The organism is Pseudomonas sp. ADAK13 (genome assembly GCF_012935715.1).
GTDB lineage: Bacteria > Pseudomonadota > Gammaproteobacteria > Pseudomonadales > Pseudomonadaceae > Aquipseudomonas.
Genome location: NZ_CP052860.1, coordinates 7151691 through 7170933 on the forward strand (window position 1 = coordinate 7151691; position 19243 = coordinate 7170933).

Annotated in this window: 17 protein-coding genes; 13 read left to right on the forward strand and 4 right to left on the reverse strand. The window is 61.6% G+C overall.

Annotated features, from left to right (window positions below; all coding sequences use genetic code 11):
* Nucleotides 1-24: 24 nt before the first annotated feature.
* Nucleotides 25-1512 carry an NCS1 family nucleobase:cation symporter-1 gene (locus HKK54_RS32960; protein ID WP_169389170.1) on the reverse strand — a complete coding sequence of 496 codons (1488 nt, stop codon included), beginning with the start codon at nt 1510-1512 and terminating at the stop codon, nt 25-27.
* A 601-nt stretch (nt 1513-2113) separates the two neighbouring features.
* Here HKK54_RS32960 and hydA point away from each other — a divergent pair.
* The 3 genes from hydA (at nt 2114) to preA (ending at nt 6358) form a co-directional block, all read left to right on the forward strand.
* Entirely contained in the window at nt 2114-3553 is a 1440-nt protein-coding gene (gene hydA / locus HKK54_RS32965) for a dihydropyrimidinase (RefSeq protein ID WP_010166811.1), read from the forward strand.
* 163 nt (nt 3554-3716) lie between these two features.
* The gene (locus HKK54_RS32970) at nt 3717-5084 is read left to right on the forward strand and encodes an NAD(P)-dependent oxidoreductase (protein ID WP_169389171.1); all 1368 of its coding nucleotides are present in this window, start codon (nt 3717-3719) and stop codon (nt 5082-5084) included.
* Nucleotides 5084-6358: an NAD-dependent dihydropyrimidine dehydrogenase subunit PreA gene (preA, locus tag HKK54_RS32975; RefSeq protein ID WP_169389172.1), complete on the forward strand. Its 1275-nt coding sequence runs from the start codon at nt 5084-5086 to the stop codon at nt 6356-6358. The genes HKK54_RS32970 and preA overlap by 1 nt, the downstream gene beginning before the upstream one ends.
* A gap of 104 nt (nt 6359-6462) precedes the next feature.
* Here the strand turns inward: preA and HKK54_RS32980 are convergent, their stop codons facing one another.
* Nucleotides 6463-7083 carry a TetR/AcrR family transcriptional regulator gene (locus tag HKK54_RS32980; RefSeq protein ID WP_003207828.1) on the reverse strand — a complete coding sequence of 207 codons (621 nt, stop codon included), beginning with the start codon at nt 7081-7083 and terminating at the stop codon, nt 6463-6465.
* Nucleotides 7084-7225: 142 nt separating this feature from the next.
* On the opposite strand from HKK54_RS32980, the gene HKK54_RS32985 reads away from it, so the two are divergent.
* The 10 genes from HKK54_RS32985 to HKK54_RS33030 all read left to right on the forward strand — a co-directional run bounded on the left by HKK54_RS32985 (nt 7226) and on the right by HKK54_RS33030 (nt 16289).
* Nucleotides 7226-7669, forward strand: coding sequence for a GNAT family N-acetyltransferase (locus HKK54_RS32985; RefSeq protein WP_169389173.1), 444 nt, complete (start codon nt 7226-7228; stop codon nt 7667-7669).
* Nucleotides 7670-7692: 23 nt separating this feature from the next.
* Nucleotides 7693-8058, forward strand: a complete 366-nt coding sequence (gene copC / locus HKK54_RS32990; RefSeq protein WP_010166804.1) for a copper homeostasis periplasmic binding protein CopC — start codon at nt 7693-7695, stop codon at nt 8056-8058.
* Between the two features lie 3 nt (nt 8059-8061).
* A complete protein-coding gene (gene copD / locus HKK54_RS32995; RefSeq protein WP_169389174.1) occupies nt 8062-8919 on the forward strand; it encodes a copper homeostasis membrane protein CopD in 858 nt (285 codons plus the stop codon).
* Between the two features lie 248 nt (nt 8920-9167).
* Entirely contained in the window at nt 9168-10436 is a 1269-nt protein-coding gene (locus tag HKK54_RS33000; protein WP_169389175.1) for an OprD family porin, read from the forward strand.
* A 269-nt stretch (nt 10437-10705) separates the two neighbouring features.
* Nucleotides 10706-11527, forward strand: a complete 822-nt coding sequence (locus HKK54_RS33005; protein WP_010166800.1) for an NAD-dependent epimerase/dehydratase family protein — start codon at nt 10706-10708, stop codon at nt 11525-11527.
* 30 nt (nt 11528-11557) lie between these two features.
* On the forward strand, nt 11558-12433 hold the full coding sequence (locus HKK54_RS33010; RefSeq protein WP_169389176.1) for an SMP-30/gluconolactonase/LRE family protein: 876 nt from the start codon (nt 11558-11560) through the stop codon (nt 12431-12433).
* A gap of 51 nt (nt 12434-12484) precedes the next feature.
* Nucleotides 12485-13456 carry a TRAP transporter substrate-binding protein gene (locus HKK54_RS33015; protein ID WP_010166796.1) on the forward strand — a complete coding sequence of 324 codons (972 nt, stop codon included), beginning with the start codon at nt 12485-12487 and terminating at the stop codon, nt 13454-13456.
* A 67-nt stretch (nt 13457-13523) separates the two neighbouring features.
* Nucleotides 13524-14051, forward strand: a complete 528-nt coding sequence (locus tag HKK54_RS33020) for a TRAP transporter small permease (RefSeq protein WP_010166794.1) — start codon at nt 13524-13526, stop codon at nt 14049-14051.
* Entirely contained in the window at nt 14052-15332 is a 1281-nt protein-coding gene (locus tag HKK54_RS33025) for a TRAP transporter large permease (RefSeq protein WP_169389177.1), read from the forward strand.
* A gap of 96 nt (nt 15333-15428) precedes the next feature.
* On the forward strand, nt 15429-16289 hold the full coding sequence (locus HKK54_RS33030) for an aldose 1-epimerase (protein ID WP_169389178.1): 861 nt from the start codon (nt 15429-15431) through the stop codon (nt 16287-16289).
* Between the two features lie 151 nt (nt 16290-16440).
* Here the strand turns inward: HKK54_RS33030 and HKK54_RS33035 are convergent, their stop codons facing one another.
* Together HKK54_RS33035 and HKK54_RS33040 are read right to left on the reverse strand one after the other, a co-directional pair.
* Nucleotides 16441-17586: an HlyD family secretion protein gene (locus HKK54_RS33035; RefSeq protein WP_010166789.1), complete on the reverse strand. Its 1146-nt coding sequence runs from the start codon at nt 17584-17586 to the stop codon at nt 16441-16443.
* Complete coding sequence (locus HKK54_RS33040; protein ID WP_010166787.1) at nt 17583-19241, reverse strand: MFS transporter; 1659 nt, start codon at nt 19239-19241, stop codon at nt 17583-17585. Before HKK54_RS33040 ends, HKK54_RS33035 begins: the two co-directional genes overlap by 4 nt.
* Between the last annotated feature and the right edge of the window lie 2 nt (nt 19242-19243).

The following is a 19243-nucleotide window of genomic DNA, read 5'->3' on the forward strand; positions in this document are numbered from 1 at the left end:
AGCCAGCTCCCACATTGACCGTGTTCACAAGGGTGTTTTTACGGCGACTACGCGGGCGCCGCGCTTCATGCACAGGCCGTAATACAACAACCCGCCCAACGCCGAACCGGTGAACCAGCCGTAGCTGTAGAACCAGCTGAATGCGTCGCTGCCCAGGGACAGCAGGGTCAGCACCACCGGCACGCCGAAGGCCAGGAAGCCATGCCAGTTCCACGCCGGGTACACGTCATCGCGGTACAAACCGGCGAGGTCCAGTTGCTGTTTCTTGATGATGAAATAGTCCACCACCATGATCCCGGCTATCGGCCCCAGCAGGCTTGAGTAACCCAGCAACCAGTTGGAATACACTGTTTCCAGGCTCACGTCGGAGATGATCAGCCCGAGTTTTTTCAGCAGTTCATGGGCCATCAATGCGAGGCCTACCAGGCCCGTCAATACCACCGCCGTGGTGCGGTTGATCAGCTTCGGCGCGATGTTCTGGAAGTCGTTGGTGGGCGAGACGATGTTCGCCGCGGTGTTGGTGGACAAGGTGGCGATGATGATCAGCGCCATCGCCACGGCCACCCACACCGGGCTCTGGATATGGCCGATCAGGGTCACCGGGTCGGAGACGCTGACGCCCACCAGTTTCACCGAGGCAGCGGTCATGATCACGCCGAGGGCGGCGAACAGGAACATGGTCAGCGGCAGGCCGAAAATCTGCCCGAGTATCTGGTCTTTCTGACTTTTGGCGTAGCGGCTGAAGTCGGGAATGTTCAACGATAAAGTGGCCCAGAAACCCACCATCGCGGTCAGGCCCGCCATGAAGTAGCCGGTGAGGCTCGCGCCTTCGGGACGCTTGGGCGGGATCGCCATCAGTTCGGTCAGCGAGACGTTGGGCAAGGCCCATACCAGCAGGCCGATGCCGACCGCTACCAGCAGCGGTGCCGACAAGGTTTCCAGCCATTTGATCGACTCGGCGCCGCGCAACACCACCCACAGGTTCAGCGTCCAGAAGATCATGAAGCCGATTACTTCACCGGTGCCGCCGAGGGATTTCCAGCCCTCGAAAATCGAGCCCAGGAACAGGTGAATCGCCAGCCCGCCAAACATCGTCTGGATGCCAAACCAGCCGCACGCCACCAGCGCGCGGATCAGGCACGGCACGTTGGAGCCCAGCACCCCGAAAGAGGATCGTAGCAATACCGGAAACGGGATGCCGTACTTGGTGCCGGGGAAGGCGTTGAGGGTCAGCGGGATCAGCACGACGATATTGGCCAGCAGGATCGCCATCAGCGCCTCGCCCACCGACAACCCGAAGTACGCGGTGAGCACGCCGCCCAGGGTGTAGGTCGGCACGCAGACCGACATGCCGATCCACAGCGCGGTGATGTGCCACTTGTTCCAGGTGCGTTCGCGCACCTTGGTCGGTGCCATGTCGTGGTTGTAGCGAGGGCTGTCGAGGACGTCGGGGCCGGCGTCGAGTTCGTACAGTCCGTTGCGCTCAATGACTTGCGATCTGTTCTGTTGCATGGCCGCTCCACGGTTTTTTCGAATTATTTTTGCTCATCCCGTGACACGCACAGGATGGCCGGAGTACCTCGTTGACAACATGACATCCGGGACCCGGCCAACCGCCACTGCACTCAATAACCGTGCCGTAAACCGTTACCTTGCCCGCACCGCTTATATAACTCGCTGATGTTTATCAGCTTTATTGTCTCGACCGAAAAGCCCTTCGTTACTTTCAGCGTTACTCAGGCCAAATAACGCAGAAGTTGTCCGAACCCTCAGGACTCAATCTGGTGCAACACAATTATTTTTATTTACCGGCCCCGTCAAGAGGCATGTCTCAAGCGTCTGATTTGCAATAAGAAATGTTGCTCATATTGGGAACCTGTCAAGTGCGTCAAAATGGTGAGAGGTCGCAACATTTTGGTGATTTTGATTTTTTATCGTTTTAATTCAATAAGTTAATACTGATATAAGCTTATGAAAAATATTCTTGCTCATTCGAAAAACTCAGGCTAGTTTCTATTCCTGTCACCGCTGACAGGAATTAACTCTCCAGCGGCGCGATGCATTACAACACTTAGAACTGGCACAAGCCGGTCAAGCCTGTGAGGAACTCGACATGTCGCTGTTGATCCGTGGCGCTACCGTTATTACCCATGATGAAAGTTACCGAGCCGATGTTTTATGCGCAGACGGTCTAATCCGCGCCATTGGCACTGATCTGGATATTCCCGCCGGCACCGAGATACTCGACGGCAGCGGTCAATACCTGATGCCCGGCGGCATCGATCCCCATACCCATATGCAATTGCCCTTCATGGGCACCGTGGCCAGTGAAGACTTTTTCAGTGGCACGGCCGCCGGGTTGGCGGGCGGCACCACGTCGATCATCGACTTTGTGATTCCCAACCCGCAGCAATCCCTGCTGGAAGCTTTCCATCAGTGGCGCGGCTGGGCCGAGAAGTCGGCGTCGGACTACGGTTTTCACGTGGCCATTACCTGGTGGAGCGAGCAGGTCCGCGAGGAAATGGCCGAGCTGGTCAGCCACCACGGCATCAACAGCTTCAAGCACTTCATGGCCTACAAGAACGCGATCATGGCCGCCGACGATACGTTGGTGGCGAGCTTCGAGCGTTGCCTGGAGCTGGGCGCGGTGCCGACGGTGCATGCCGAAAACGGCGAGCTGGTGTACCACCTCCAACGCAAGCTGATGGCCCAGGGCATTACCGGGCCTGAAGCGCATCCGTTGTCGCGGCCTTCGCAAGTGGAAGGCGAAGCCGCCAGCCGGGCGATACGGATTGCCGAAACCATCGGCACGCCGCTGTACCTGGTGCACGTGTCTACCCAGGAAGCGCTGGACGAAATCACCTATGCCCGCAGCAAGGGCCAGCCGGTGTACGGCGAAGTCTTGGCCGGGCATTTGTTGCTGGACGACAGCGTGTATCAACACCCCGACTGGCAGACCGCTGCCGGCTACGTGATGAGCCCGCCCTTCCGCCCGCGCGGGCATCAGGAGGCGCTGTGGCACGGCCTGCAATCGGGCAACCTGCACACCACCGCCACTGACCATTGCTGCTTCTGCGCCGAGCAAAAAGCCGCCGGGCGTGATGACTTCAGCAAGATCCCCAATGGCACCGCCGGTATCGAAGACCGCATGGCGCTGCTGTGGGACGAAGGCGTGAACACCGGGCGTTTGTCGATGCAGGAGTTTGTGGCGCTGACGTCGACCAACACCGCAAAGATCTTCAACCTGTACCCGCGCAAAGGCGCGATTCGCGTGGGTGCCGATGCCGACCTGGTGCTGTGGGATCCGGCAGGCACCCGGACCATTTCCGCGAAGACTCACCATCAGAAAGTCGACTTCAACATCTTCGAAGGCAAGACCGTGCGCGGCGTGCCAAGCCACACCATCAGCCAGGGCAAGCTGGTCTGGGCCGATGGGGATTTGCGCGCCGAACGTGGTGCGGGGCGGTACATCGAACGGCCGGCGTATCCGGCGGTGTTTGAGCAGTTGAGCAAGCGGGCGGAGCGTTCCAGGCCGGTTGCTGTGAAACGCTGAAAGCGGCCTTCGGCCTATCGCGGGCAAGCCCGGCTCCCACATTTTTGAGCGGTGAATACTTCCAAATGTGAGAGCTGGCCTGCCTGCGATGAGGCCGGTACAGGCAATAAAAAAAACCACTGCCCACCAGAGGCAGCACCTCAAAAACCGTGAGGCCAATACCGTGATCCAGACCCTGAACCATCTTCCACACCCCCCTGAAGATGCGGCCGCACTCGCCGCGCATTTCACCGACCTGGCGCCGCCGCTCAATGCCCGGCAAGCCCAACTGGAAGCCTCGCGCTGCCTGTACTGCTACGACGCCCCGTGCGTCAACGCATGCCCCAGCGAGATCGATATCCCTTCGTTCATCCGCAATATCCACACCGAAAACGTCCAGGGCGCTGCGCAGAAGATTCTCTCGGCGAATATCCTCGGCGGCAGTTGCGCCCGGGTCTGCCCGACGGAAATCCTTTGCCAGCAAGCCTGTGTGCGCAACAACGCCGAAGAATGCGCCCCGGTGCTGATCGGCCTGCTGCAGCGTTACGCCGTGGACAACGCGCACTTCAGCGAGCACCCGTTCCAGCGCGCCGCGCCCACCGGCAAGCGCATCGCCGTGGTCGGCGCCGGCCCTGCGGGGTTGTCCTGCGCCCATCGCAGCGCCCTGCACGGTCACGACGTGGTGATTTTCGAAGCCCGGGAAAAAGCCGGTGGCCTGAATGAATACGGGATCGCCAAGTACAAACTGGTGGATGACTTCGCGCAAAAGGAACTGGATTTCCTTCTGCAAATCGGCGGCATTGAAATCCGCCACGGCCAGCGTCTGGGCGACAACCTGACCTTGGGCGAGTTGCACCAGCAATTCGATGCGGTGTTCCTTGGCCTCGGCCTGGCCGCCAGCAAACAGCTCGGCCTGCCTCACGAAGATGCGCCGGGCCTGCTCGCCGCCACCGACTACATCCGCGAACTGCGCCAGGCCGATGACCTCAGCCAACTGCCCCTGGCCGACCGCTGCATCGTCCTCGGCGCCGGCAACACCGCTATCGACATGGCCGTGCAAATGGCCCGCCTCGGTGCCCGTGACGTGAATCTGGTGTACCGCCGTGGCCTGACCGAAATGGGCGCCACTGGCCACGAACAGGACATCGCCAAAGCCAACCAGGTTCGCCTGCTGACCTGGGCCCAGCCCGAAGAGGTGCTGCTCGACGATCAGGGCCATGTGCGCGGCATGCGTTTCGCCCGCACCCGCATGGTGGATGGCCGCCTGCAAGCCACCGGCGAGACCTTCGAACTGGCCGCCGACGCGATCTTCAAGGCCATCGGCCAGGGCTTCGATGACGCGGCGCTGCACGACCCGCTGGCGCACCAACTGCAACGCCAGGGCGATCGTATCTTCGTCAACGAACAGCTGCGCACCAGCATCCCCGGTGTGTATGCCGGTGGCGATTGCGTCAGCCTCGGCCAGGACCTCACCGTGCAGGCCGTGCAACACGGCAAGCTGGCCGCTGAAGCCATGCACGCCCAACTCATGCTGAATGTGGAGGCTGCGTAATGACCGATCTCTCGATTGTGTTCGCCGGCATCAAAGCCCCCAATCCATTCTGGCTGGCCTCCGCGCCGCCCACCGACAAGGCCTACAACGTGGTCCGCGCCTTTGAAGCCGGCTGGGGCGGCGTGGTCTGGAAAACCCTCGGCGAAGACCCGGCCGCGGTCAACGTCTCGTCGCGTTACTCGGCGCACTTTGGCGCCAACCGTGAAGTGCTCGGCATCAACAACATCGAGCTGATCACCGACCGTTCCCTGGAGATCAACCTGCGGGAAATCACCCAGGTGAAAAAGGACTGGCCCGACCGCGCGCTGATCGTGTCGCTGATGGTGCCGTGCGTTGAAGAGTCGTGGAAACACATCCTGCCGCTGGTGGAGGCCACCGGTTGCGACGGCATCGAGCTGAACTTCGGCTGCCCCCACGGCATGCCGGAACGCGGCATGGGCGCGGCGGTGGGCCAGGTGCCGGAGTACGTGGAACAGGTGACCCGCTGGTGCAAGACCTATTGCTCGCTGCCGGTGATCGTCAAGCTCACGCCAAACATCACCGACATTCGCGTGGCGGCCCGGGCGGCGTATCGCGGTGGTGCGGATGCGGTGTCGCTGATCAACACCATCAACTCCATCACCAGTGTCGACCTGGAGCGCATGGTTGCCCTGCCAATGGTCGGCACCCAAAGCACTCACGGTGGCTATTGCGGCTCAGCGGTGAAACCGATTGCCTTGAACATGGTGGCGGAGATTGCCCGGGACCCGCAGACACAAGGCTTGCCGATCTGCGGGATTGGCGGGATCGGCAACTGGCGCGATGCGGCGGAGTTCGTAGCGCTGGGCTGCGGCGCGGTGCAGGTGTGCACGGCGGCGATGCTGCACGGGTTTCGGATCGTCGAAGAGATGAAGGACGGGCTGTCGCGGTGGATGGACAGCCAGGGCTACAGCAGCCTGCAGGAGTTTTCCGGGCGGGCGGTGGGCAATACGACGGATTGGAAGTACCTGGATATCAACTATCAGGTGATCGCCAAGATCGATCAGGAAGCCTGTATTGGCTGCGGGCGCTGCCATATTGCCTGTGAAGACACATCGCACCAGGCGATCGCCAGCTTGAAGCAGGCGGATGGGACGCATAAGTACGAGGTGATCGATGATGAGTGCGTGGGGTGCAACCTGTGCCAGATCACCTGCCCGGTGGCGAACTGTATCGAAATGGTGCCGGTGGACACCGGGAAGCCGTTTTTGAACTGGACGCAGGATCCGCGCAATCCCTACCGGGAAGCGGTGTAGGCCTTTAGATCGCTATCTCAGGCAAGCCAGCTCCCACAGTAGGAATGCATTCCCCTGTGGGAGCTGGCTTGCCTGCGATGAGGCCCTCAAGGTCACGCTAAGGCTCAAGGCTCCAACCCGATCCCCCGCAGGATCACACTCGTCACCGTCTGCACCGCCCGCTCAAACTGCATGTCCGACAACGGCTGATGGTCATTCAGGATTTTCACCTGATGATCAAAGTCAGCGTAGTGCTGGGTCGAGGCCCAGATCATATACAGCAGGCTCGACGGTTCCACCGGCAGGATGCGTTTGTCTTCCACCCACTGGCGAATCTTCGCTTCCTTCATCTTGGCCCAGTCGTACAGGCTCACGTCCAGCGCCTCACCCAGGGTCGGCGCGCCGTGGATGATTTCATTCGCCCAGACTTTCGAACCGTAAGGCCGGCTGCGGGAGTGCTGCATCTTGGCGCGGATGTAGCTGCTGAGCACTACCCGTGGGTCATCGAACATCTCGAAGCACAAGGCGTCCTGCTTCCACACCTCCAGCAGGTCGAACAACACCGCGCTGTACAGCTCGCTCTTGGTGCTGAAGTAGTAATGCAGGTTGGAGCGCGGCAGCTGCACTTCTTCAGCGATGTCGGCCATGGCGGTGCTGCCATAACCCTTCTCGGCGAAGACCTTTTCAGCCGCCAGCAGAATCTTTTCGACGTTGACCCGACGAATACCGATCTTGTGATTGCCCATACGGGCTCCCTGACAACAACATGGCCTCAAGACTACCATCCGCTCCAGTCCGCGCGACACGCCACTGTGAAACTTCGTACAAGAACCTTCCCCGTGGAAACCGGATTGGTTAGCATCGCCATCCCCTCGAAGGATCCTCTCCATGACTATCCGACAGCGAGACGCGTGCGACGACCCGGTGCTTGGCGCACTGTGGGAACGCTCGGTGCGCGCCACCCACGACTTTCTCAGCGAAGACGACATCCAGCGCCTGCTGCCCCTGGTGCGCGACTGCTACCTGCCGATGCCCGCACTTGAAGTGTGGGTGTACGAAGACGCCCAGGGCATTGCCGGCTTTGTCGGCACCGGCGGCAATAACGTAGAGATGCTGTTTATCGACCCGAGCCGGCGCGGCCAGGGCATCGGCCGCCAGTTGCTGGACTTTGTGCGTGCCCGCCACGACACCTTGCGGGTGGATGTGAACGAACAGAATCCACAAGCCGTGGGTTTCTACCTGCACTATGGTTTTACCCGGACCGGCCGCTCGCCCGTCGACGGCGAAGGCAAGCCCTTCCCCTTGTTGCACATGGCTCTACCGAACGACTGACTCTCACCTGAAGGTATTGAACAATGTTGATCAAGAAGACCCTCACCACCGTCGCCCTGCTCGCCTCCCTGCTGGGCGCCTCGGCCGCGTTTGCCCACGCCCACCTGAAAAGCGCGGAGCCTGCCGCCGACACCAGCGTCACCGCCCCCAAGGACCTGCGCCTGACTTTCTCCGAAGGCGTTGAAGCGACCTTCACCAGGGTGTCCCTGAGCAAGGACGGCACTGAAGTGGCGATCAAAGGCCTGGAAACCCCGGACGCCGACAAGAAAGTGCTGGTGGTGACACCGGCCGCACCGTTGGCCGCCGGCACCTACAAAGTGGTGTGGAACGCCGTCTCGGTGGATACCCACAAGAGCAACGGTGAATACAGCTTCAAGGTCGGCCAATAATCCATGGCCACCCTGCTGGTGCTGTGCCGCTTCCTGCATTTCATCGTGGTGCTGTTGATGTTCGGGGCCTGTGTGTTCAGGCCCTGGTTGCTGGGCGCGGGACCGCAACCGGTGCTGGACCGCCAACTGTCGCGCATCACCCAAGGGTTGGCGTGGCTGGCACTGGTGTCGGGGGTGGCGTGGCTGCTGTTGATCAGCGCGAGCATGGCCGGTGTCGGGCTGGGCGGGCTGGAATGGTCGACGGTGCAGTTGGTGCTGGGTAAAACCTTTTTCGGCCAGGTCTGGACCTGGCACCTGGTGCTGAACGTGCTGCTGGTGCTCGGCCTGATGACGCCGTGGAAGGCGGTGCGCCTGCCGCTCTGCGCATTGTTGCTGGCGACGCTCGCACCGGTGGGCCATGGCGCCATGCTCAATGGCCTGGCCGGGCAATTGCTGATCCTCAACCAAGTGGTGCACCTGGTGTGCGTCGGTGCCTGGCTGGGTGGCTTGCTCATGCTGGTGTTGATCCTCAGGCAATCGCCCCGCTATCCATTGGAGCCGATCCTGCAGCGCTTCAGCGGCGTCGGTTATGGCCTGGTCACGGGATTGCTGGTGACCGGCCTGATCAACGTGCGCGTCCTCACCGGGCAGTTCTGGCCAACGCCATTGTTCAGCGGGTTCGCCCTGATCCTGCTGATCAAGGTGCTACTGGTATTCGGCATGCTCGCGCTGGCGCTGTTGAACCGCCTGCGGATCCATAACTGTGAGCAGCGACTGCCAGCGTTGAAGGCCAGCGTGAGGCTGGAACTGTTACTAGGTGTTTCAGCAGTAGCCGCCGTTTCGTTGCTTGGCACCTTGCCGCCCATGGTTCTGAACGGCTGAAAAAAATAGCCCGGGCACGCTCAATGTGGGAGCTGGCTTGCCTGCGATACAGGCAACTCGGTCTTTCAGGTACACCGAGGTGATGCCATCGCAGGCAAGCCGGCTCCTACATTTGATCGGTGGCGCGACCAAAGTCATCGTATAACTTTCGATTGACAACCCCCTGAAACCCCGCAAATATCGCCCCCAATGTTGTACGACAACGTATAACAAAAAATAAAAACAACAAAAGACAAGGGAGCGTCACTGTGAGCCAACACGTCCGCCATTTCTCCTGCACCACCCGCTTCGCCGCCATCGGTTTGAGCAGCCTGGCCTTCACCCTCCCCGTTACCGCCTCGGCAGAAGGCTTCATCGACGACGCCAAAGCCACGCTCAACCTGCGCAACGCTTACTTCAACCGCAACTTCACCAACGCCGCTCACCCGCAGGCCAAGGCCGAAGAGTGGACGCAAAGTTTTATCCTCGACGCCAAGTCCGGCTTCACCCAGGGCACCGTCGGTTTCGGCCTGGACGTGCTGGGCCTGTACTCGCAAAAACTCGATGGTGGCAAAGGCACCGCCGGTACCCAATTGTTGCCGACCGGCAGCGATGGCCGGCCCGTCGACAATTTCGGCCGCCTGGGCGTGGCGCTGAAAACCCGGTTGTCGAAGACCGAATTGAAAGTCGGCGAATGGATGCCGGTGCTGCCGATCCTGCGTTCGGATGACGGCCGTTCGCTGCCGCAAACCTTCCGTGGCGGCCAGGTCACTTCCAGCGAGATTGCCGGCCTGACCCTGTACGGCGGCCAGTTCCGCGGCAACAGCCCGCGCAACGACGCGAGCATGGATGACATGTTCCTCAACGGCAAAGCCGCGTTCACCTCCGACCGCTTCAACTTCGGCGGCGGCGAATACACCTTCAACGACAAACGCACCCAAGTAGGCGTGTGGTACGCCGAACTCAGCGACATCTACCAGCAACAGTATTTCAACCTGACCCACAGCCAGCCCGTGGGCGACTGGACCCTGGGCGCCAACCTCGGTTACTTCACCGGCAAGGAAGACGGCAAGGCCCTGGCCGGCGACCTCGACAACAAAACCGCGTTCGCCCTGCTCTCGGCCAAATACAAAGGCAACAGCTTCTATATCGGCCTGCAGAAACTCACCGGCGACAGCGCCTGGATGCGGGTCAACGGCACCAGCGGCGGCACCCTGGCCAACGACAGCTATAACGCCAGCTACGACAACGCCAAGGAAAAATCCTGGCAGGTGCGGCACGACTTCAACTTCGTGGTGCTGGGCATTCCCGGGCTGACCATGATGAACCGCTACATCAGCGGCGATAACGTGCACACCGGGGCGATCACCAATGGCAAGGAATGGGGCCGCGAGTCGGAACTGGCCTACACCGTGCAGAGCGGTGCGCTGAAGGACCTGAATGTGCGGTGGCGCAACGCGACGATGCGTCGGGATTTCAGTACCAACGAGTTTGATGAAAACCGGATATTCATCAGTTACCCGTTGTCGTTGTTATAGCGGCTTACAAACAACAGGAAAGGCTTTTGTGGTGAGGGAGCTGGCTGTAGTGAGGGAGCTTGCTGTGGCGAGGGAGCTTGCTCCCGCTGGAGTGCGAAGCGCTCCCAGGATTTTGGGGCTGCTGCGCACCCCAGCGGGAGCAAGCTCCCTCGCCACAGGAAGCGATGACCCTCTATCAACTTCGACCAATAGCGCGTTGACAAGTGTAGGAAACCCTAACGATACTTCGGATTAGTCATACGACAACCTACAACAATAACGGGACCACCATGACCACCACAACCGCTCCTACCCCGTTCAACCGCCTGCTGCTCACCGGCGCCGCCGGTGGCCTGGGCAAAGTCTTGCGCGAACGGCTGCGCCCTTACGCCAAGGTGCTGCGCCTGTCGGATATCGCCGACATGGCCCCGGCCACTGATGACAGCGAAGAAGTATTGCCTTGCGATCTGTCCGACAAACAAGCGGTGCACCAATTGGTGGAAGGCGTCGACGCGATCCTGCATTTCGGCGGCGTGTCGGTGGAGCGCTCCTTCGAGGAAGTGCTGGGTGCGAACATCTGCGGGATTTTCCACATCTATGAAGCCGCCCGCCGTCACGGGGTCAAGCGGGTGATCTTCGCCAGCTCCAACCACGTGATCGGCTTCTACAAGCAGGACGAAGCCCTCGACGCCCACTCCCCCCGCCGCCCGGACAGCTACTACGGCCTGTCCAAGTCCTATGGCGAGGACATGGCCAGTTTCTACTTCGACCGCTATGGCATCGAAACCGTCAGCATCCGTATCGGCTCCTCGTTTCCGGAACCCCAGAACCGCCGGATGATGCACACTTGGCTGAGCTTCGACGACCTGACCCAATTGCTCGAACGCTCGCTGTACACACCGAACGTCGGCCATACCGTGGTGTACGGCATGTCGGACAACCTCGATGTGTGGTGGGACAACCGCTTCGCCGCGCACCTGGGCTTCACCCCGCGGGACAGCTCCGAAGTGTTCCGCAAACAGGTGGAAGCCCAACCGCTGCCCGCGGCCGACGACCCGGCGCGGGTCTACCAGGGCGGCGCGTTTTGTGCGGCCGGCCCGTTCGGCGACTGACCACAGACCAACCCAAGGGAATGAGTGGCCATGCAAGCAGAACTGATTGTCGACGCCCGCAACGCGGTGGGTGAATGCCCGGTGTGGGTGCCCAGGGAAAACGCTCTGTACTGGGTGGACATTCCCAACGGCGAACTGCAACGCTGGAGCGCCGCCAGCGGCCAGGTGCAGGCCTGGAAAACCCAACAGATGCTCGCCTGTATCGCGCGTACCGACGCAGGCAATTGGGTCGCAGGCATGGAGACCGGCTTTTTCCAGCTGACGCCCCACGACGACGGCAGGCTCGACACTGCGCTCCTGGCCAACGTCGAGCACGCCCGCCCGGACATGCGCCTGAACGACGGCCGCTGTGATCGCCAGGGCCGGTTCTGGTCCGGCAGCATGGTGCTCAACATGGGCGCCAATGCCGCCGAAGGCGCCCTGTACCGCGTTGAGCACGGCCAGCCCGTGCACACCGCACTCAACGGCTTCATCACGCCCAACGGCCTGGCCTTCAGCCCCGACGGGCGCACGATGTACCTCTCGGATTCACACCCGCTGATCCAGCACATCTGGGCCTTCGACTACGACATCGACAGCGGCACGCCGTCCAACCGCCGGTTGTTTGTGGACATGCACCAGTTCCTCGGCCGCCCCGACGGTGCTGCCGTGGACGCCGAAGGTTGCTACTGGATCTGTGCCAACGACGCCGGGCTGGTGCACCGTTTTACCCCCGACGGTCGCCTCGACCGTTCCCTGGCCGTACCGGTAAAAAAACCCACCATGTGCGCCTTCGGCGGCAGCCGGATGGACACCCTGTTCGTAACCTCGATCCGCGACGATCACAGCCCGCACTCCCTCGCCGGCGGCGTCTTCGCCCTCAACCCTGGCGTACAAGGAATGCCGGAACCCAGCTTCATCCTCTAGCTGCATCGCTGTGCCTTGAACAAAACAATAACAAGACTGGAGAGACACCCCATGGACTTCAAACGCACCTTGCTCGCCGCTGCACTCCCGTTCGTTTTTACCCTCGGCAGCGCCGCCCACGCGCTGGAAATCAAATTCGCCGATATCCACCCCGCCGGCTATCCCACCGTGGTAGCCGAAGAGCAACTGGGTAAAACCCTGGTCGCTGAAAGCAAGGGCGGCCTGACCTTCAAGATGTTCCCCGGCGGCGTGCTGGGTTCGGAAAAGGAAGTGGTCGAGCAGGCCCAGGTCGGCGCAATCCAGATGGCCCGGGTCAGCCTCGGCATCGTCGGGCCGGTGGTGCCGGACGTGAACGTTTTCAACATGCCGTTCGTGTTCCGTGACCAGGTGCACATGCGCAAGGTCATCGACGGTGAGATTGGTGATGAGATCCTCGCCAAGATCACCGATTCGGAATTCAACCTGGTGGCTCTCGCCTGGATGGACGGCGGCACGCGCAACATCTACACCAAGAAACCAGTGCGCAAGATCGAAGACCTCAAGGGCATGAAGATCCGCGTGCAGGGCAACCCGATCTTCATCGAAACCATCAACGCCATGGGCGGCAACGGCATTGCCATGGACACCGGCGAGATCTTCAGTGCCCTGCAGACCGGGGTGATCGATGGCGCGGAAAACAACCCGCCCACCCTGCTGGAACACAACCACTACCAGAACGCCAAGTTCTACAGCCTCACCGGCCACCTGATCCTGCCCGAGCCCATCGTGATGTCGAAAATCACCTGGAACAAGCTCACCCCCGAGCAACAGGTGCTGGTGAAAAACACCGCCAAGGCCGCGCAGATCCAGGAGCGTGAACTGTGGGACGCCAAGTCCGCCAGCAGTGAAGCCAAACTCAAGGCCGCCGGTGTGGAGTTCATCGACATCGACAAAAAACCGTTCTATGAGGCCACCGCCTCGATCCGCGACAAGTACGGCGCACCTTACGCCGACCTGATCAAGCGCATCGAAGCCGTCGAGTAACCCGCCCTCCCCTCATAGACAAGGCCCGGCGCGGTCAGCACCGACGCGCCCGGTCACGGTGAACGCCATGAAGAATTTACTGCTGCGCATCAACGACCGCATTTACATGAGCTGCATCTGGGTCGCCGGCCTCGCCGTTCTCGGTGTCGCCCTGATCATCCCCTGGGGCATCTTCGCCCGCTACGTGCTCGGTACCGGCTCAAGCTGGCCGGAGCCCACCGCCATCCTGCTGATGCTGGTGTTCACCTTTGTCGGTGCCGCGGCCAGTTACCGCGCCGGGGCGCACATGTCGGTGGCCATGGTCACCGACCGCCTGCCGCCGGGCCAACGCAAAGTCGTTGGCATCGTCTCGCAACTGTTGATGGGCACCATCTGCCTGTTCATGGCGATCTGGGGCACCAAGTTGTGCCTGTCCACCTGGAACCAGTTCATGAGCGCCATGCCGACTTTGCGGGTGGGCATCACCTATATGCCGATCCCGATTGGCGGCTTGCTCACGCTGATTTTTGTGCTGGAAAAACTCCTGCTCGGTGACCAGAGCAACCGTCGGGTCGTGCGCTTCGACCTGGTTGAAGAAAGTGAAGGGGCTGCCTGAATGGACGCATTGATTCTGTTGGGCAGCTTTATCGCCTTGATCCTGATCGGCATGCCGGTGGCTTATGCCCTGGGGCTTTCTGCGCTGATCGGCGCGTGGTGGATCGACATTCCGTTCCAGGCCCTGATGATTCAGGTGGCCGGCGGGGTGAACAAGTTTTCGCTGATGGCGATCCCGTTCTTCGTGCTGGCCGGGGCGATCATGGCCGAGGGCGGCATGTCCCGCCGGCTGGTGGCGTTTGCCGGGGTGCTGGTGGGGTTTGTGCGCGGCGGCTTGTCCCTGGTGAACATCATGGCCTCGACGTTTTTCGGGGCGATCTCCGGCTCGTCGGTGGCCGATACCGCCTCCGTGGGTTCGGTGCTGATTCCGGAAATGGAACGCCAGGGGTATCCCCGCGAATTCGCCACCGCCGTCACCGTGAGCGGCTCGGTGCAGGCGTTGCTGACGCCACCCAGCCACAACTCGGTGCTCTATTCCCTGGCGGCCGGCGGCACGGTGTCCATCGCCTCGCTGTTCATGGCCGGCGTGGTCCCGGGCCTGCTGATGAGCGCCTGCCTGATGGTGCTGTGCCTGATCTTCGCGAAAAAGCGCAACTACCCCAAAGGCGAAGTGATCCCCCTGAAACAGGCGCTGAAAATCTGTGCCGACGCCCTGTGGGGCCTGATGGCCATGGTGATCATCCTCGGCGGGATTCTGTCGGGCATCTTCACTGCCACCGAGTCGGCGGCGATTGCGGTGCTGTGGGCGTTCTTCGTGACCATGTTCATCTACCGCGACTACAAGTGGAGCGAGTTGCCCAAGCTGATGCACCGCACGGTGCGCACCATTTCCATCGTGATGATCCTGATCGCGTTCGCCGCCAGCTTCGGCTACATCATGACCCTGATGCAGATCCCGGCGAAGATCACCACGATGTTCCTGACCCTCTCGGACAATCGCTACGTGATCCTGATGTGCATCAACGCCATGCTGCTGTTGCTGGGCACGGTGATGGACATGGCGCCGCTGATTCTGATCCTCACGCCGATTTTGCTGCCGGTGGTCCTGGGCATTGGCGTCGACCCGGTGCACTTCGGCATGATCATGCTGGTAAACCTGGGAATCGGCCTGATCACCCCGCCGGTGGGCGCGGTACTGTTTGTGGGGGCGGCGGTGGGCAAGGTCAGCATCGAGAAGACCGTGAAGGCATTGCTGCCGTTTTATGGCGTGCTGTTCCTGGTGCTGATGGCCGTGACCTACATTCCGGCGTTGTCGTTGTGGTTGCCGCGGTTGGTGCTATAAGCCCCACACTGTGTGTAGTGAGGGAGCTTGCTCCCTCACCACAGCACGCTCACCTGCCACAGACGCATTCATCATCCAATAGGTCTGCTGACACTCATGATGCTTGAACTCGAAGACAACCTGACCCACCTGACGCTCTCGCCAGCGTTCGGTGGGAGTATCGTCAACTGGACCGTGCGCAGCAGCGGCCAGCCCTTGCTGCGCCACACCGACCAACAGGCGTTGGCCAGCGGCCTGCCGGGCAAGCTGGGGTGCTTCCCGCTGGCGCCCTGGTCAAACCGGGTGGCCGAGGGTGGCTTTGATAACCCTGCCGGATGGCTGGCCCTTGAGCCCAACAGCCTGCTGGACCCGTTGCCGATTCACGGCAGTGCCTGGCAGCAGGCGTGGCAAGTGGTCCGTCAGTCGACAGACGAGGCGGTGCTGCAACTGGACAGCCCCACACCGTTTGCGTATCGCGCCGAGCAGCGCTTTCAGTTGAGGGACGGCAGGTTGAGCATCACCCTGCGCGTCACGCACCTGGCGGAAAAAGCCGCGTGGCACGGGCTGGGATTGCATCCGTATCTGCCCCGCAGGCCGGGAACGCAGTTGCAGGCCAAGGCTTCGCAGGTGTGGATGAGTGATGCAACGAAACTGCCGACGGAGCTCGCTACCGTGCCCATCGAGTGGGATTTCCAACGCCTGAAGTCGTTACCCGAGGCGCTGGTGGACAACGGTTTTGGCCAATGGGACGGGCTTTGCCTGATCCAGCAGCCAGACCTGGGTTACACCCTGGAATGCCAGGCCACCGGCAGCGACTACTACCTGCTGTATTGCCCGCCGGGGCTGGATTTTTTCTGCTTCGAGCCGGTGAGTCATCCGGTGAACGCCCATCACCTGCCGGGCAGGCCTGGGCTAAAGCTGTTGGAACAAGGCCAGTCGGCAGAACTGGGTTTCAGCCTGCAATACAGCCCCCTCTAACCACACAAAACCCCATGTAGGAGCTGGCTTGCCTGCGATGCGGGCAACCCGGTCTTTCAGGTACACCGAGGTGATGCCATCGCAGCGATGCGGCGACCCGACAAGCCAGCTCCTACATTGAATGCATTCCACAATGGAGACTTTCGGCGTGTCAGGGAGGGGTGTTTTTCAGGCGCCCCGCCGTGTCGATACTCACCACCACCGACAACCCCGGCCGCAGCCGCTCACTCTGCTCCTGGCCCGGGTCCACGGTGATCCGCACCGGCACGCGCTGGGCGATCTTCACGAAGTTGCCGGTCGCGTTATCCGCCTGCAACAAGCTGAATTCAGACCCGGTGCCCGGTGAAATGCGCTGCACCGTGCCGTGAAACTTGCGGTGGTTCAGGGCATCCACCGTGAAGGTCACCGGCTGGCCGACCTGCACGTTGTCCATCTGGGTTTCTTTCATGTTGGCGATCACCCACAGCTGGTTCGGCACCAGCGCCATCAACTGCGCACCGCTGTTGACGTAGGCCCCGAGGCGCACGCCAATCTGCCCCAGTTGCCCGTCACGCGGGGCGATGATGCGGGTGTTCGACAGGTCGATGCGCGCCAGTTCCACCGCCGCATCCGCGCTGGCCACCGCCGCCTCCAGCGAACCGCGATTGACGATCACCGTCTGCAAATCCTGCCGGGCGATTTCCAGGCTGGCCTGGGCCTGGGCCACGGCCGCAATGGTCTGCGCGTTGGCGGCGCGAGTCACGTCCAGCTCGCGCTTGGACACCGATCCGTCGCTGATCAATTCTTCGTTGCGGCGCAAATCTGCGGTGCTCTTGCGGGCCTGGGCCTGGCTGTCCATCAAGGCCGCCTGGCGCAGCTTGATGGTAGCCTCGGCGCTGTTGCGTTGCTGCACCACATTGGCAAGGGACGCCTGCTGCACCGCCAATTGCGCCAGGGCCTGATCGAGGCGCTGCCTGTAGATGCGGTCATCGAGGCGCACCAGCAAATCCCCGGCCTTGACGTACTGAAAGTCCGTCACCGGCACTTCATACACATAGCCACTGAGCTGCGGCCCGATAATCGTCACCTGGCCACGCACCAGGGCGTTCTCGGTGGTTTCCACGGCGCTGCTGAAGGGCGGCAATTGCCAGGCGTAAAGCACGATCAGCACGCCGACAATCGCAATCGCGGCAAAGCCCATCGAGGAGATGATGCGCACCCGCAAAGAGCGCGGTTCGGTGGCCGGCATGCTCGGCGGTGCGGTGCCTTCCGGCGTGGAAGCGATGGCGTTGGTGGTGGTCGTGGTCGGTTCGGTCATGAAGAAAGTGCGCCGCTGGGTTGAACGGGAGGCGCTGCACTGGCGGCAGCTTTAGTGGTACTCATCAGCCAGAGGCTGCGGATAAAAATCCAGATCATGGTGAGGATGGCGATGATCGCGATCAGCATGAACACATCGTTGTAGGCCATCACATTCGCCTCGCGGGTGGCCGCCGTGGCCAGGCTGCGAATGCCCATCAGGTTACGCAACTCGGGGTCGGCAATCACCCCGCCATAGGCCGAGCCGCCGCTGGCCACCCGCGCGGCCACACGCGGGTCGAGCAAGGTCAGGTGTTCGACGATCATGCTGGAATGGAATTTCTCCCGCACGATCTGGAACGTGCCCAGCAATGCTGCGCCTATCAGGCCGCCGAGGTTCTGGCAGATCCCGAACAGCACCGAAAAACTCACCAGGTTCCTGGGGTTGGTCAGCACGTTCTTCGTGCCCAACACCATGGTCGGCCCGAGGAAGAACGTGCCGCCAAAGCCTAGCAGGAACTGGCTGATGTACATGTTTTGCGGGCGCGTGAGGTTGCTGGAGAAACTGTCCATCACCGAGCCCACGGCCATGAAGGCCAGGGAGATGATCAGCGGCATCAGCAAATGCGCCGGGTTGATGGTCAGCGCACTGACGGCCAGGCCGGCAATCGCCCCCGCCAGCATCACCCAATACAGCGTGCGCATCTGCTCGTTGCTCATGTTCAGCATCTGCATGAAGCCCACAGCGCCGGTGGACTGTTCCGAGAGCACCATGCGAATCAGGATCACCGCCAGCGCGAGGCGAATCATCGCCCCACTGCCCAGCCAGCGGGTCATCAGCAACGGGTTGGCGCGGTTATGCTCGATGGCCAGGCCGGCCATGATCAGCACCAGCGAGCAGGCGGAGGCGATGCCGATCCACGGCGCTTCCAGCCACCAGTCGATACGGCCCAGGGACAGCACGGCGCAGAGCAAGGCGACACCGGTGGCGAGGATCGCGAAGGTGAGGAAGTCGAGCTTTTCGAAGGTCTTGAAGCGATCGCCCGGAGGCAGCTTGAGCAGAAACACGCAGCCCAGGCAGGTCAGGGCCATGCCCAGTTCGAACAGGTACAGGCCGCGCCATTCGGCGATTTGCAGCAGGTCTTCGGAGAATAACCGGGCCAGGGGCAGCGCGAGCTGTGCGGTGCCCAGGCCGAGAACCAGGGCTTTCATCCGCCATTTTGCGGGGAATGCCTGGATCATGTAGTACAGGCCCAGGGAACTGAGGGCGGCGCCCACCATGCCGTGGGCGGCCCGTACGGCGATGGCCGAGCTGAGGTCATTGACGAACAGATGGCCGAAGGTGACCAGGGCGTAGAGCACCAGGAACACTTCGGTGAAAGCGCGCAGGCCGAATTGCTGGCGGAATTTGACCAGCAGCAGGTTCATGGAGACGTTGGTCATGACATAGGCGGCGGGGAGCCAGGCCATTTCTGCGGTGGTGGCGCCCAAGGCGCCTTGCAGGTACACCAGGTTGGCGATCACCAGCGAATTGCCGAGACCGCCGGTGATTGCCACCAGCACGCCGACCAGGGCGTATGCCCAGCGTTTGCGGGTGGAATGCAGCGGCGTCGACGGCGAGCCCGGCAGGCTCGGGCGTTCGTGGGGCTGCCAGGTGTGGGGGGTGTATTTGTCCATTC

Coding starts and splice junctions, on each gene's coding strand:
- HKK54_RS33030 (WP_169389178.1), top strand. CDS start 15,429: ATGATGCTTGAACTCGAAGACAACCTGACCCACCTGACGCTCTCGCCA.
- HKK54_RS33005 (WP_010166800.1), top strand. CDS start 10,706: ATGACCACCACAACCGCTCCTACCCCGTTCAACCGCCTGCTGCTCACC.
- preA (WP_169389172.1), top strand. CDS start 5,084: ATGACCGATCTCTCGATTGTGTTCGCCGGCATCAAAGCCCCCAATCCA.
- HKK54_RS33035 (WP_010166789.1), bottom strand. CDS start 17,586: ATGACCGAACCGACCACGACCACCACCAACGCCATCGCTTCCACGCCG.
- HKK54_RS33040 (WP_010166787.1), bottom strand. CDS start 19,241: ATGGACAAATACACCCCCCACACCTGGCAGCCCCACGAACGCCCGAGC.
- copC (WP_010166804.1), top strand. CDS start 7,693: ATGTTGATCAAGAAGACCCTCACCACCGTCGCCCTGCTCGCCTCCCTG.
- HKK54_RS32980 (WP_003207828.1), bottom strand. CDS start 7,083: ATGGGCAATCACAAGATCGGTATTCGTCGGGTCAACGTCGAAAAGATT.
- copD (WP_169389174.1), top strand. CDS start 8,062: ATGGCCACCCTGCTGGTGCTGTGCCGCTTCCTGCATTTCATCGTGGTG.
- HKK54_RS33015 (WP_010166796.1), top strand. CDS start 12,485: ATGGACTTCAAACGCACCTTGCTCGCCGCTGCACTCCCGTTCGTTTTT.
- HKK54_RS32960 (WP_169389170.1), bottom strand. CDS start 1,512: ATGCAACAGAACAGATCGCAAGTCATTGAGCGCAACGGACTGTACGAA.
- HKK54_RS33025 (WP_169389177.1), top strand. CDS start 14,052: ATGGACGCATTGATTCTGTTGGGCAGCTTTATCGCCTTGATCCTGATC.
- HKK54_RS32985 (WP_169389173.1), top strand. CDS start 7,226: ATGACTATCCGACAGCGAGACGCGTGCGACGACCCGGTGCTTGGCGCA.
- HKK54_RS33010 (WP_169389176.1), top strand. CDS start 11,558: ATGCAAGCAGAACTGATTGTCGACGCCCGCAACGCGGTGGGTGAATGC.
- hydA (WP_010166811.1), top strand. CDS start 2,114: ATGTCGCTGTTGATCCGTGGCGCTACCGTTATTACCCATGATGAAAGT.
- HKK54_RS33020 (WP_010166794.1), top strand. CDS start 13,524: ATGAAGAATTTACTGCTGCGCATCAACGACCGCATTTACATGAGCTGC.